Source organism: Mesorhizobium sp. M4B.F.Ca.ET.058.02.1.1 (assembly GCF_003952505.1).
Lineage (GTDB): Bacteria > Pseudomonadota > Alphaproteobacteria > Rhizobiales > Rhizobiaceae > Mesorhizobium.
This window is the reverse complement of the sequence record NZ_CP034450.1, coordinates 1,264,374-1,276,978: the sequence shown is the minus strand read 5'-3', so window position 1 is coordinate 1,276,978 and position 12,605 is coordinate 1,264,374. Positions and strand designations below refer to the sequence as shown.

General features: G+C 64.6%; 13 protein-coding genes and 1 tRNA gene. 5 read left to right on the top strand and 9 right to left on the bottom strand.

Features of this window, described 5'->3' with window-relative positions:
* Positions 1 to 621: 621 nt before the first annotated feature.
* The 5 genes from EJ073_RS06480 to EJ073_RS06460 form a co-directional block, all read right to left on the bottom strand.
* On the bottom strand, positions 622 to 885 hold the full coding sequence (locus EJ073_RS06480) for a hypothetical protein (protein ID WP_126054993.1): 264 nt from the start codon (positions 883 to 885) through the stop codon (positions 622 to 624).
* A gap of 274 nt (positions 886 to 1,159) precedes the next feature.
* Positions 1,160 to 1,375, bottom strand: coding sequence for a hypothetical protein (locus EJ073_RS06475; protein WP_126054992.1), 216 nt, complete (start codon positions 1,373 to 1,375; stop codon positions 1,160 to 1,162).
* The gene (locus EJ073_RS06470) at positions 1,372 to 1,557 is read right to left on the bottom strand and encodes a helix-turn-helix domain-containing protein (protein ID WP_127406369.1); all 186 of its coding nucleotides are present in this window, start codon (positions 1,555 to 1,557) and stop codon (positions 1,372 to 1,374) included. The genes EJ073_RS06475 and EJ073_RS06470 overlap by 4 nt, the downstream gene beginning before the upstream one ends.
* A 132-nt stretch (positions 1,558 to 1,689) precedes the next feature.
* Positions 1,690 to 1,763, bottom strand: a tRNA-Gln gene (locus EJ073_RS06465).
* A gap of 147 nt (positions 1,764 to 1,910) precedes the next feature.
* Entirely contained in the window at positions 1,911 to 2,843 is a 933-nt protein-coding gene (locus EJ073_RS06460; RefSeq protein WP_126054990.1) for a lysylphosphatidylglycerol synthase domain-containing protein, read from the bottom strand.
* A gap of 246 nt (positions 2,844 to 3,089) precedes the next feature.
* Here EJ073_RS06460 and EJ073_RS06455 point away from each other — a divergent pair, with 246 nt between their 5' ends.
* Entirely contained in the window at positions 3,090 to 4,439 is a 1,350-nt protein-coding gene (locus EJ073_RS06455) for a Ppx/GppA phosphatase family protein (RefSeq protein ID WP_126054989.1), read from the top strand.
* Positions 4,439 to 5,131, top strand: a complete 693-nt coding sequence (locus EJ073_RS06450) for an RlmE family RNA methyltransferase (RefSeq protein WP_126054988.1) — start codon at positions 4,439 to 4,441, stop codon at positions 5,129 to 5,131. Before EJ073_RS06455 ends, EJ073_RS06450 begins: the two co-directional genes overlap by 1 nt.
* Positions 5,132 to 5,290: 159 nt before the next feature.
* Here EJ073_RS06450 and EJ073_RS06445 read toward each other — a convergent pair whose 3' ends face one another.
* Together EJ073_RS06445 and EJ073_RS06440 are read right to left on the bottom strand one after the other, a co-directional pair.
* Positions 5,291 to 6,712, bottom strand: coding sequence for an MFS transporter (locus tag EJ073_RS06445; protein WP_126059093.1), 1,422 nt, complete (start codon positions 6,710 to 6,712; stop codon positions 5,291 to 5,293).
* A 157-nt stretch (positions 6,713 to 6,869) separates the two neighbouring features.
* Complete coding sequence (locus EJ073_RS06440) at positions 6,870 to 7,169, bottom strand: hypothetical protein (RefSeq protein ID WP_126054987.1); 300 nt, start codon at positions 7,167 to 7,169, stop codon at positions 6,870 to 6,872.
* Between the two features lie 56 nt (positions 7,170 to 7,225).
* Between EJ073_RS06440 and guaB the strand changes: the two genes are divergently transcribed.
* Genes guaB through EJ073_RS06425 form a run of 3 tightly spaced genes read left to right on the top strand, consistent with a single transcriptional unit; the run spans position 7,226 to position 9,763 of the window.
* The gene (gene guaB, locus EJ073_RS06435) at positions 7,226 to 8,728 is read left to right on the top strand and encodes an IMP dehydrogenase (protein ID WP_126054986.1); all 1,503 of its coding nucleotides are present in this window, start codon (positions 7,226 to 7,228) and stop codon (positions 8,726 to 8,728) included.
* Positions 8,679 to 9,347, top strand: a complete 669-nt coding sequence (locus tag EJ073_RS06430; protein WP_126054985.1) for a hypothetical protein — start codon at positions 8,679 to 8,681, stop codon at positions 9,345 to 9,347. The genes guaB and EJ073_RS06430 overlap by 50 nt, the downstream gene beginning before the upstream one ends.
* Positions 9,344 to 9,763: an MAPEG family protein gene (locus EJ073_RS06425; RefSeq protein WP_126054984.1), complete on the top strand. Its 420-nt coding sequence runs from the start codon at positions 9,344 to 9,346 to the stop codon at positions 9,761 to 9,763. Before EJ073_RS06430 ends, EJ073_RS06425 begins: the two co-directional genes overlap by 4 nt.
* Before the next feature lie 192 nt (positions 9,764 to 9,955).
* Here EJ073_RS06425 and rnd read toward each other — a convergent pair whose 3' ends face one another.
* Positions 9,956 to 11,107, bottom strand: coding sequence for a ribonuclease D (rnd, locus tag EJ073_RS06420; RefSeq protein WP_126054983.1), 1,152 nt, complete (start codon positions 11,105 to 11,107; stop codon positions 9,956 to 9,958).
* Between the two features lie 73 nt (positions 11,108 to 11,180).
* Positions 11,181 to 12,425: an MFS transporter gene (locus EJ073_RS06415; RefSeq protein ID WP_126054982.1), complete on the bottom strand. Its 1,245-nt coding sequence runs from the start codon at positions 12,423 to 12,425 to the stop codon at positions 11,181 to 11,183.
* Positions 12,426 to 12,605 lie beyond the last annotated feature (180 nt).

Genomic DNA, 12,605 nt, shown 5'->3' with positions numbered 1-12,605 from the left:
GCGGCCTGCCGCAAGCCTGTGAAAGGTTCAGCAGTTCCACATCTCACCGCGTAGAGCGTTGCTGCAAGAACGCACCACCCGAGCTCTCGGATACCCAAAGCTGGCACGGCAGATATCTGGCTGGGGAACCTGGATTCGAACCAGGACTAACGGAGTCAGAGCGCGTCAGCCGCGATCCGGTTATTGTTGCGGATACTTGTTATTACTGGGATTTTCCTCTTGTCAGTTGCGGTTACTTGCGGATAATTGTGACTTGCTGGGTACGCCATGGGTACGCGGCAAGCCAAGGGGGAAAACCGCAACATGCCAAAACTAACAGAAACGCGCGCTCTTCGCGCCAGACTGCCGGGGAAAAATGAACCCGACGCCGCGCGATCCGGCAGCGCCTGATCGGGCCGATAGAGACGTTCACGCTGATCAGGAAATGGGTGGACCGGATCGAAGCTCGCCCTGTCGAGACGCGACCGCCCGACGCGACGGTGAACTGACCCCGCATAAGGCGGCGCGATCAGCGGACGGTATCTTTCCCCATCGAAGGCAAGGACCGTGCTCTACCGCATGTCCCGCCGGGGGCAAACTGCAGTGGTTAACGGCCTATGGCGGCCGGAGCGGGTGAATTACCTATTGCGTCAGACAGCCCGGCGTCTTGTACGAACATTGCACTTCGGACTTCGCGCCGCTTTTGTCGGCGATGACGCAGGCGACGTGGTGATCGTCTCTGGTACACTGGTTGGAGCAGGAGACGAATGTCGCGTCTTTTTCTTTGGCGTAATTCGTCGCGCTGAGTTCGGCTATCTGACTCTCCTTCGCCGTCAGAGTGTAGGGCTGTGCGCTGTGAGCGGCTGTGGCGAGCAGTAATGCGCTGGCGATTATGGTCAATTTCATGGTCACTCCCCTCCCTTGGTGGTGTTCGTCCTCATTGCAGATTGAGATCCGACACCATCGTCTGCCGAATCGGGAACGTCAATGACCCTTTGTCGGCAGGGAGGCGGTCTGGATGCCGTCGCGGCCCACGCGCGTCTCGTTGCAGAGGATATTCTGCTTGGAGATAGAGAGGTGGCCGCTACGTTTGTAGCGCCCAGCCCCGACGAGGAGGCAGTGAGGAGTCCGCTCGTAACCCTCACTCAAAGCGACAAAGGCGGCGGCAAGTCGCTCGCTCTCAACCCGTAGCGCCCCTGTCGTCCTGCGCGCCGCTGGTGATACGGTGACGCCGCCACAGCCGTTCGAGCTTGGCGACCAGCTCGGCGCTGCCGCCTGCGTCGTCCATGCGGGCGAGGTTGAGGACGCTGGTGCGCCCGCAGCGCAGGCCCGCCGCGATCATCCCGGTGTCGATGCCCCACTGGCGCAAATCGGCCACCATCTGGCGCAGGCTCATCGGTCGCCCTCTTTCGAAGCAAAGTTTTTTGCGGCGAACAGCCGCTCGATCTGGCGAACCGTCGAGTAGGCGGGCGCGCGCGCCTCGCCGGTCGCCAGCCGGTGCACCGTCGAGTGCGACAACTTCGCGGCCTCGGCGATCTGCCTGCAGGTCAGGCCGGTCGCGTGAAGCTGCTCGATCATCTGCTGGAAGCGGGGGGCGGGCATGGCCGTCCAATAGCACGAACCGGGGTATGCCAAAAAGTGGGTACGCCATGGGTACGCGGCCATTCTCGCCGCTGCGCCTAAAAATCCGAATTTGTCAATGATTTCAAGTGGCTGGGGAACCTGGATTCGAACCAGGACTAACGGAGTCAGAGTCCGTGGGTCTACCGTTAACCTATTCCCCAGCAGGCGCGGTCGGTAACCGTGCGAAGCGGGCGGCTCAAGCGCCGCGAGCGCTGCCTTGTAGCCGCCGCCGGAAAATAGTCAACCCCGCGCCGCGTTTCAATCGCAGCTTTTGCTCACTCTTGCTGGGAGTGGCTGGGAAGCCCGGCTCAGCTCTCGCTGCGGCCAAGCTGCGAATGCTCGAAGAACAGCACCACGCCAAGCGCAATCAGCAGTGGGATAATCAGGTAGAACAGGCGAAACACCAGGAGCGCGGCCAGCACGCCGACCGGGTCCATGTGCGAGAGGCCGGCGAGGAAGACCACCTCGAAGACGCCGAGCCCGCCCGGCGCGTGCGAGATTTGTGCCACCGAGAAGGATACCAGGAACACGCCGAGGATGACGAAATAGCCGGGATTGCCGGTGGCCGGCAGGGCAAAGAAGATGATTGCCGTGGCGGCAAGCAGTTCGACCGGACCGATCAGCAACTGCCGCGCCACGATGGGCAGCGCCGGATAGTGCAGCTGGAAGCCGCCGATCCTGAGCGGCTTCAGGTGCAGCCAGCTGCCGAAGATGTAGGCGCCGACCAGAATCAGCATGGCTAGCCCGGCGGCACTCGCCGCCCGGTGATGTGGCACGCCTGAGAAACGGTCGATGACCTCGGGCTCCAGCACCAGCACGAGCCCGCCGAGGAAGATGCTGGACAGCACGAAGGTGATCCAGCAGATCGCCACGAGAACGCCGACATCCTGACCGGTCAGCCCCCTGGTGCCGTAGGCGCGATAGCGGATCACGGCGCCCGAGATTACCGAGCCGCCAATGTTGTGCGACAGCGCGTAGGTTGTGAAGGAGCAGAAGGTGACGAACAGCCACGACACTTTCTTGCCGATGTGGAGCAACGCGATGTGATCGTAACCGGCAAGCGAAGCGTAGGCGATCACCGAGCTCAGCGCCGCCAATATCCAGCCGCGCGCGGGGATCGCGACGATGCCGGCCCAAACGTCGTCGAGCGAGATGCCGCGCAGTTCGTGGATGAGCAGCCACAGCGAGAACACCACCGCCGCGATGCCGACGACCGGCCAGAAATAACGCCTCCAGTTCATGGCGTTGCCATCATGCGTTGCGGCTCATTGGTTGATGTTGCCCGGCCCTCTCGGTCCCTCTTTTGAGACATGCCTGATTGAAGCCGGCTATTCAACTGCGAAGCCGTCGCAGCCGCGGCATCGGCAAAATTCGCCGCATGCGCTCTTGGTGATCCCGCGTGGCGCTGTTAGTCTGGCGGCAACTTGAAACAATAAAAGCGCCTGCTGCGTCCGTTCCCGGTTCGCGCGGTGCCGGAAGGAACGACAGTGGAAGACCACGACACCGGCGCTCGCGCGCCGGAAGTGGGCGTGTCCAGGGCTTCGCCGCCCGATTCGGCGGGCCCATCCGCGGGGCGGCATCATGATCGCCATGCGGGGCCGGGCGGCAGGCATGCCCCGGGCGACGCCCAGCAGCAGAAAAGCAAGAGCCGCAAGCGCCGCAAACGCAGGCGTGGGCGCAAGGTTTTCGCCCGCGACGACAATCATGCCGCGACTGCGGGGCAATCGGCGCCCGCCGCCAGTGCGCCAGCCGGGCAGCCGCTGCCAGCGCCAGTCCCGCCGCCTCCGCCCGCCGCACAGGGCAGGCCGATGCAAAGCGGGCCGCGCCCGCCGCAGCAGGAACTGCCTGTCTTCGCCGCGCTCGATCTTGGCACCAACAACTGCCGCCTGCTGGTTGCAGTGCCGACGCGCCACGGCCAGTTCCGCGTCATCGACGCCTTCTCGCGCATCGTCAGGCTGGGCGAGGGGCTGACCGCAACCGGTCGGCTTGGTCAGGCGGCGATGGACCGCGCCGTCGAGGCGCTCAAGGTGTGCGGCGAGAAATTGCGCAACCGCAAGATCAGGAAGGCGCGGCTGATCGCGACGGAAGCCTGCCGCGCGGCCGAAAACGGTGTCGAGTTCCTCGATCGTGTCGAGCGCGAGTCGGGGCTGAAGCTGGAGATCATCGACCGCCAGACCGAGGCCAGGCTGGCGGTATCGGGCTGCGGCTCGCTGGTCGAGCGTGACACGCAGGGCGTGGTGCTGTTCGATATCGGCGGCGGCTCCTCCGAGATTGCGCTGATCGACCTTACCGGCCATCGCTCGCCGCGGCTCGCCAACCACATCGTCTCCTGGACATCGTTGCCCGTCGGCGTCGTTTCGCTGGCCGAGCGCTTCGGCGGCCGCACGGTGACGCGCAAGACCTTCGCCGCAATGGTCGAGGACGTGGCGGCGCGGCTGAAGTCCTTCGATGGACGCGACCGGCTCGCGCATGTTCTCGCCAGTCCGAAATTCCACTTGCTCGGCACCTCGGGCACGGTGACGACGCTCGCCGGCGTCCATCTCGAACTTGAGCGCTATGACCGCCGCCGGGTCGACGGCCTGTGGATGGACCGGCAGAGCGTCGACCGCATGGTCGAGAAACTGGTCGGCTGGGATTTTCAGCAGCGTGTCGCCAACCCTTGCATCGGCGCCGACCGCGCCGATCTCGTGCTCGCCGGCTGTGCCATCCTGGAGGCGATCCGCGGAGTCTGGCCGTCAGAGAGGCTGCGCGTCGCCGACCGGGGCCTGCGCGAGGGCATCTTGAGTGAGCTGATGGCCGATGACGGCGTCTGGCGCAGCGACGGGCGGGGTCGCTAATGGCAAGGAAGCCGGAAAAGCCGGGTGGCGGCATTCGGGTGCTGAAGACCCGGATCAAGAAGAAGAGCGGCCTGAAGGAATCCTCGCGCCGCTGGCTCGAGCGCCACATGAATGATCCCTATGTGCAGCGCTCGAAAGCGGACGGATTCAGATCCCGCGCTGCCTACAAACTGATCGAGATCGACGACAAGCACCATCTGCTGAAGCCGGGCATGAAGGTGATCGACCTCGGCGCCGCCCCCGGGGGCTGGTGCCAGGTGGCGGCCGCGCGGACGAAGTCGACGGCGGAGAACCCGCATGTCGTCGGCATCGACTATCTGGAAATGGACGCCGTGCCGGGCGCCCCGGTGCTGCTGATGGATTTCCTCGACCCCGAGGCGCCGCAGAAGCTGTCGGAGGCGCTTGGCGGCCAGCCGGACGTCGTCCTGTCGGACATGGCGGCGCCCACCACGGGCCATCGCCGCACCGATCACCTGCGTACCATGCATCTGTGCGAAGTGGCCGCCGATTTCGCGCTCTCGGTGTTGAAGCCCGGCGGGCACTTCCTCGCCAAGACTTTCCAGGGCGGTGCGGAGAACGAGCTGCTGTCTGTGTTGAAGCAGAACTTCCGCTCGGTCCACCACGTCAAGCCGCCGGCCTCGCGGGATGAATCGGTGGAGCTCTATCTGCTGGCGAAGGATTTTAAGGGCTAGCGCCTTTCCCCTCTCCCCTGTGGGAGAAGGTGGCCGCGCAGCGGTCCGGATGAGGGGTAATCCGGCTTGGCAAAGACGGCGATCCGTGGCGCACCCCTCAACCGTCTCGGCGCCGCGCGCCGATCCACCTTCTCCCACAGGGGGAGAAGGAGTGGCGCTTCACTCCCCCGGCGACCTCGCCGGTTCCAGCGTCTTCGGTGTTGCCAGCCTGCCATGCCCCGACACGGCGTTGCCGGCATCGGACGCCAGCCGCATGAACGTCAGCGAAGCCACCGCCGACACCGCCGCCACGATGAAAAAGGCGACATGGAAGTCGCTGAGTGTCAGCGGCCCGCCATGAATCGACGTCGAGACTTCCAGGATACCGCCGGCCAGCGCCACGCCGAGCGCGATCGACAGCTGCTGGAACACCGCCGTGATCGGCGTTGCCTTGCTGGTATCTTCGGCCGACACCTCGGCATAGGAGAGCGCGTTGACGCCGGTGAAGAACATCGAGCGGATGAAGCCGCCAACCAGCAATATGACAAGCATCAGCGCATAGGGCGTTTCGGGGGTGAACAGCCCATAGATGGCGATCGACCCGGCCGCGATCAGCGAGCCCGAAATAAGCACCCGGCGGAAGCCGGCAAGCCTGAAGATCAGCGCGGTGACGAATTTCACGCCGATGGCGCCGATCGCCGAAACGAAGGTGATCATGCCCGACTGGAATGGCGTCAGCCCGAAACCGATCTGGAACATCAGCGGCAAAAGGAACGGCACCGCGCCGATGCCGATGCGAAACAGCGAGCTCCCGAGCACCGAGGAGCGGAACACCTGGTTGCGGAACAGATCCAGCGCAAGCAGCGGATTTTCAGCGCGCCTGGCATGCAGAAGATAGAGCACGCCCGACACCAGCCCGACCGCCACGGTGATGAAGCCGGCGATCGGCGGCAAGGCCGGCAGGCTGACCACCGACAGGCCGAAAACGACGCCCGATGCCGCAAGCCCGCTCAGCACGAAGCCGGGGAAATCCAGCGGCGGCGTCTCGGCGGGCTCGGTCTCCGGCAGGAAGCGGGTGGCGAGCCAGATGCCGATAAGCCCGATTGGCACATTGATCAGGAAGATCCAGTGCCAGGTGAAGTAGGTGGTGATGAAGCCGCCGATCGGTGGACCGACGAGCGGTCCGACCAGGGCCGGCACGGTCAGCCAGGACATCGCCGCGACCAGCTCGCTCTTCGGCGTGGCGCGTACCAGCACCAGGCGGCCGACCGGAGTCATCATCGCGCCGCCGATACCTTGCAGGAAGCGCGAGACGACAAAGGCCGGCAGTGAATTGGATATGGCGCAAGCCACCGAGCCGACGATGAAGACGCCGATCGCGGCGCGAAAGACGTTCTTGGCGCCGAACCGGTCCGCCATCCAGCCGCTGATCGGAATGAAGATCGCCAGTGACACCAGATAGGCGGTCAGCGCCAGCTTGAGCGCGATCGGGCTGGTGTGGATGTCGACGGCGATCGCCGGCAGCGACGTCGCGATCACGGTCGAATCCATGTTCTCCATGAAAAGTGCGACCGCCAGGATGAGCGGGATGATGCGGTTCAAGGGAACGCCCTGATTTGTCTTCACGAATCTGGAGCCTGGCTTGGGGGCGAGCCGGCATGCCCGGGCGGTTATCACGCATTGGCCCGAGTGTCGCATTAAATTGCTGTCACTTTTGCGCGACCGCAACCCCTGGTGGCCATATGTCATCGGCATCAGGTCAGTCGAGCCAATCAACGTTCCGACGCAACCCTAGATCAAAATGTAACAGGGTGCCCCGTCGAGCACCCGCCCGCGCCGGCGAAGAGATCGAGCATTCACCGGTTCTGATCGCTGTGCCGCCGCCACCCAAAAAGCGGGCAATTGCGATCAGGTCATGCGACCGCAGTCCTTCGTGGCCGCCATCAGGGGCAACCCAGCACTTGCGATGACATGCAATCATCGTCTTTTCAATGTCATCGCGACGTGTTACCAGCCAGCGCCAATCCTGAAAGGGAAGAAACGAGTCGGCGCTGTCCATAACGGTCCAGCGCTTTTTTGTATTCCCCAGGCTTTTTCGTGTTCGAAGGACTGGCCATGGCAAAAATCATCGAAACGTCCACCGGCGCGCTGGCGCTGACCTTTGACGACGTGCTGCTGCAGCCCGGTCATTCCGAGGTCATGCCCGGCGAGACCGACATCCGCACCCGCATCGCCGGCGACATCGACCTCAACGTGCCGATCCTGTCGGCCGCCATGGACACCGTCACCGAGGCCCGGCTCGCTATCGCCATGGCCCAGGCCGGCGGCATCGGCGTCATCCACCGCAATTTCTCGCCGGCCGAGCAGGCAGAGCAGGTCCGCCAGGTGAAGAAGTTCGAATCCGGCATGGTGGTGAATCCCGTCACCATCGGTCCGGACGCCACGCTCGCCGACGCGCTGGCGCTGATGCGCACCTACTCGATTTCGGGCATTCCGGTGGTCGAGAACGGCGGCACCGGCGGCCATACGGTCGGCCGGCTGGTCGGCATCCTGACCAACCGAGACGTGCGTTTCGCTTCCGATCCCTCGCAGAAGGTCTATGAGTTGATGACCCGCGAGAACCTGATCACGGTGAAGGAGAATGTCGACCAGGACGAGGCCAAGCGGCTCTTGCACAAGCACCGCATCGAGAAGCTGGTCGTCGTCGACAGGAAGGGCAATTGCGTCGGCCTGATCACCGTCAAGGACATCGAGAAGTCGCAGCTCAACCCGCACGCCACCAAGGATGCGCAGGGACGGCTACGCGCCGCCGCCGCCACCAGCGTCGGCGATGACGGCTTCGAGCGTGCCGAACGCCTCATCGATGCCGGCGTCGATCTTCTGGTCATCGACACCGCGCACGGCCACTCGCAGCGCGTGCTGGACGCGGTGACCCGGGCGAAGAAGCTTTCGAATTCGGTGCGCATCCTGGCCGGCAACGTAGCCACTGCGGAAGGCACGCAGGCGCTGATCGACGCCGGCGCCGACGCCGTCAAGGTCGGCATCGGTCCAGGCTCGATCTGCACCACGCGAATCGTCGCCGGCGTCGGCGTGCCGCAGCTTTCGGCGATCATGTCGGCGGTCGAGACGGCGCACAAAAAGGGCGTGACGGTGATTGCCGACGGCGGCATCAAATATTCGGGCGATCTCGCCAAGGCGCTCGCCGCCGGCGCCGGCGCCGCCATGATCGGCTCGCTGCTGGCCGGCACCGACGAGAGCCCGGGCGAGGTCTATCTGCACCAGGGCCGCTCGTTTAAGGCCTATCGCGGCATGGGCTCGGTCGGCGCCATGGCGCGCGGCTCGGCCGATCGCTACTTCCAGGCCGAGGTCCGCGACACGCTGAAACTGGTCCCGGAAGGCATCGAAGGGCAGGTTCCCTACAAAGGACCTGTGGCTGGCGTGCTGCACCAGCTTGCAGGCGGCCTGAAAGCCGCTATGGGTTATGTCGGTGGCCGCGATCTTGCCGATTTCCGCGAACGCGCCACCTTTGTGCGCATATCCAACGCCGGACTTCGTGAAAGCCACGCCCATGACGTCACGATCACCCGCGAAAGCCCGAACTATCCGGGCGGAATTTGATCAGGCCGCCGAGCCTGATCAACGGGATCGTTACAGGCTTTGGCGCAACCTGACGGCGACAGCGCTTCGGCTGTCGCGCCACACCGCAGCGCTCTCGTTCGTCACGCTGGCGGTCTTTGTCGCCATGACCCTGCTGGAATTCTTCTATTTCCGCCGCTTGAGCGGCGGACTGCCGTCGCTCGACATGCGCCTTGCCGGCTTCACCCCGGATGAAGGCATGGCCTGGCTCACCGCGCTTGGCCGGCGCGGCGGCGAGATCATCCTCGTTTGGCACTATCTGACCTTCGACCTCCTGTTCCCGGCGCTCCTGTCGCTGACCCTGCTCAGCCTCCTCCTGGTCACCGGGCGCCGGCTGGCCAAATTCCGGACGATGGCCGCCCCCGCCCAGTCGCTGTTGGCCCTCGTGCTCGTGCTGCCCTATACGCTGGCCGACTACGCGCAGAATCTCGCCGTGGCGCGGCTGCTGTCCGATTTCCAGTCGGCCAATCCCGATTCGCTCGCCTTCGCTTCGGCCCTGACCGTCACCAAATTCGCGCTGCTGGGGATCCCGGTGGGAGTCATTGCGGTCTTCTACCTGGCGGATCAGCGGCAGGCCGGGCAGGGCGGCGAGCGGCCGTGAGCCAGACCGCGATCTTCTGGCCGATGCTGGCGCATGTTCTGCTGGTCTATATTGTCTATCTCGTGATGGCCCGGCGCCGGTACTTTGCCGTCAAGTCAGGCGAGGCAAAGGTCGGCCAGTACAAGGTCCGCACCACCGAGCCGGCCTCCTGCGTCACCGTCGCCAACAATCTGATCAATCAGTTCGAATTGCCGGTGCTGTTTCACGCGCTGTGCCTGGCGCTGTTCGTGACCAACGGCGTCAACTATTTGACGCTTACGCTGGCGTGGATATTCATCCTGTCGCGCTATGCCCACGCCTGGGTGCATCTCAGCAGCAACAACCTGCGCCACCGCAGCTCCGTCTTCTTCTTCGGCGCGGTGGTTCTACTGCTGGCCTGGGTGTTGTTCGCGTTGCACCTTCTTGGGGCGGGCTGAATCGACCTTGGCTCACTTTCTCCCCTTGTGGGAGAAGGTGACCGAGCAAGGCTCGGTCGGATGAGGGTGTCGGACGGAGTGAGGCGCTGGCGACGCAAGTGCTTAAAATCGCTCGATTTTGCTACATCGCATTTCTTCCAGCCATCCGTCTCGGCGCTGCGCGGCGATCCATCTTGGGGAGAAGGGAAGATGCTACAGGTCGAACAGCGCAATCTTGCGCTTGTCGAACTTAATGCCGATCTCGCCGCGCACCAGCTTCAGCGCCTGTTCGCCGAACACCGCCCGCCGCCAGCCCTGAAGAGCCGGCACATCGGCATCCTCGCCCTCGGCCGCGATGCGGTCGATATCGTCGCTGGAGGCGAGCACCTTCGAGGCGACGCCTTCCTTTTCGGCGATCATGCGCAAGAGCACCTTGAGCAGCTCCGCCGCGGCACTCGAACCTTCGGGCGGCTGGAACGTCTTCGGCAGCTTCGGCATCGCCTCCCTGGGCAGGGCAAGCGCGGTGGTGACGGCGCCCAGCAGCGCCGTTGCGGTCGCCGAGCGCTCCCAACCTTTCGGCGTGGTGCGCAGCCGGCCGAGCGCGGTGGAATCGCGCGGCGCCTGCTGCGCGATCTCATAGATGGCATCGTCCTTCAGCACCCGGCCGCGCGGCACGTCGCGCTCGCGCGCCTCGCGTTCGCGCCAGGCGGCGACCGCCTGCACGATCGCCAGCTCCTGCGGCTTGCGCAGCCGCATCTTCAGACGCTTCCAGGCATCCTCGGGGTGCGGATCGTAGGTCTGGCGCGAGGTCAGCACCTCCATTTCCTCGTTGAGCCAATGGGCGCGGTTCTCGCGCTTGAGCTCGGCGCTGAGCTTCCTGTAGACCTCAATCAGATGGGTCACGTCGGCGAGCGCGTAGTCGAGCTGCTTGTCGGAGAGCGGCCGGTGGCGCCAGTCAGTGAAACGCGAGGATTTGTCGAGCCGGGCACCGGTGATGCGCTGCACCAGCTGGTCGTAGGAGACGCTGTCGCCGAAGCCGCAGACCATCGCCGCCACCTGGGTGTCGAACACCGGGTGCGGCATGAGATCGCCGAGATGGACGATGATTTCGATGTCCTGGCGCGCGGCGTGGAAGACCTTGACCACGGCCTCGTTGGCCATCAGCCGGAAGAACGGTTTCAGGTCGATGTCGGGCGCGAGCGGGTCGATCAGCGCGGTCAGGCCGGGCGAGGCCATCTGGATCAGGCACAGGATCGGCCAAAATGTCGTCTCGCGGATGAACTCGGTATCGACGGTGACGAATTCCGACTTTTCGAACGCGGCGATGGCGCTCTCGAGCTCAGCTTGGGTGGTGATGACGTGCATCAAATCGCTTTTAAGAACAAATTAGGTCCCTTTCAATTTCAGCCGCGGGCGCTTTCGTCAAGCCGCCGCAAGGTCATGGCTCGCTCGATCCATCGGAATCGCCGCTGCGCCGCGCCAGCCGCGCGAACACCGTCGATGTGCGCAAGAGCGCGGTGAAAGGGCTGCGTCTGTCGGCCGGCACGCCGGAGCGCACCTGCATGCGGTAGAGGATGACGAGGATCAGCACCGCATAGACGACGGCGCTGAACACAAACAGGGCGCCCGGTCCGAAATATTGCATCGCCGCCGAGGCCGCGAACGGGCCGCCGATGGCGCCGAAGGAGTAGAACAGCATCAGCGCCGCGTTGATCAGCACGAACTCGCCCTTGTCGGCGCGGTCGTTGGCATGCGCCGCGGACAGCGAAAAGAGCGGCATGGCGAAACTGCCGAAGATGAAGACGATGACGAAGTTGAGGAATGGGTCGGCGCCGGCCACGAACACCAGTGCCAATGCCGCCACCATGGCGCAGCAGGTTGTCGCCAGCAGCACCGAGCGCCGGTCCCGGCGGTCGGAGAGATAGCCGAGCGGATACTGGATGAGAGCGCCGCCGAAGATGCCGACGCTGACGAAGGTCACGACATCGGCGACCGACATGCCGATCTGCTCGGCATAGACGGGCGAGAGCGTGCGGAAGGCGCTATTGGTGACGCCGACCGCGATGCAGCCGATCGAGCCGAGCGGCGAGATGCGCCAGACGCGCGGCAGGTCGAGCTTGACGTCTTCCGGCGGCGTCGGGTTGGAGCGGTCGCCGAGCGAGACCGGCACCAGCGACAGCGTGATCATCATCGACATGATGGCGAAGATGGCAAAGCCGCCGGCGCCGAAGATCGGGATCAGGAACTGCGCGCTGGTGACCGAGCCGATGTCGACCATGCGGTAGATGGCAAGCACGCGCGCGCGGTCCTTGTTGGTGACGCCGGAGTTGAGCCAGGCTTCCATCACGGTGAACAGGCCGGCGAAGCAGAACCCGCCGGCAAAGCGCACCGCGCACCACATGATAGGATCGATGACCAGCACAAGCAGCAGCGTGCCGGCCGAGGCGGTGGCGGCGAGCGCCGAGAAGGTCCTGACATGGCCGACTGCCTTCAGGATGCGGGTAACGGCCAGGCAGCCGAGCAGGAAGCCGGCGAAATAGAAAGTGCCCATAAGGCCGATGACGGGGGCGGAAAAGCCCTCCTGCGCGCCGCGCAGCGCGATCAGCGTGCCCTGCAGTCCATTGCCGCCGAGCAGGATACCGGCGGCAATGAGGAGCGGGATAAGCGGGCGGATCGAGGACATGAGGGGAAGGCAATCACATGTTGGGGATCCTTCTTGGACCATCGCCACCGCCAATGCCAGCGGCAATTCCGGGAGAGCAGCGGGCCAGTGGCGACCCGCGGCGCTCTCGCTGGAGTTTCAGCGCGGAGAGGCGTCGATTGCGGTCACGGAATGACAAGCGTCTTGGAACGCGTGCCTCTG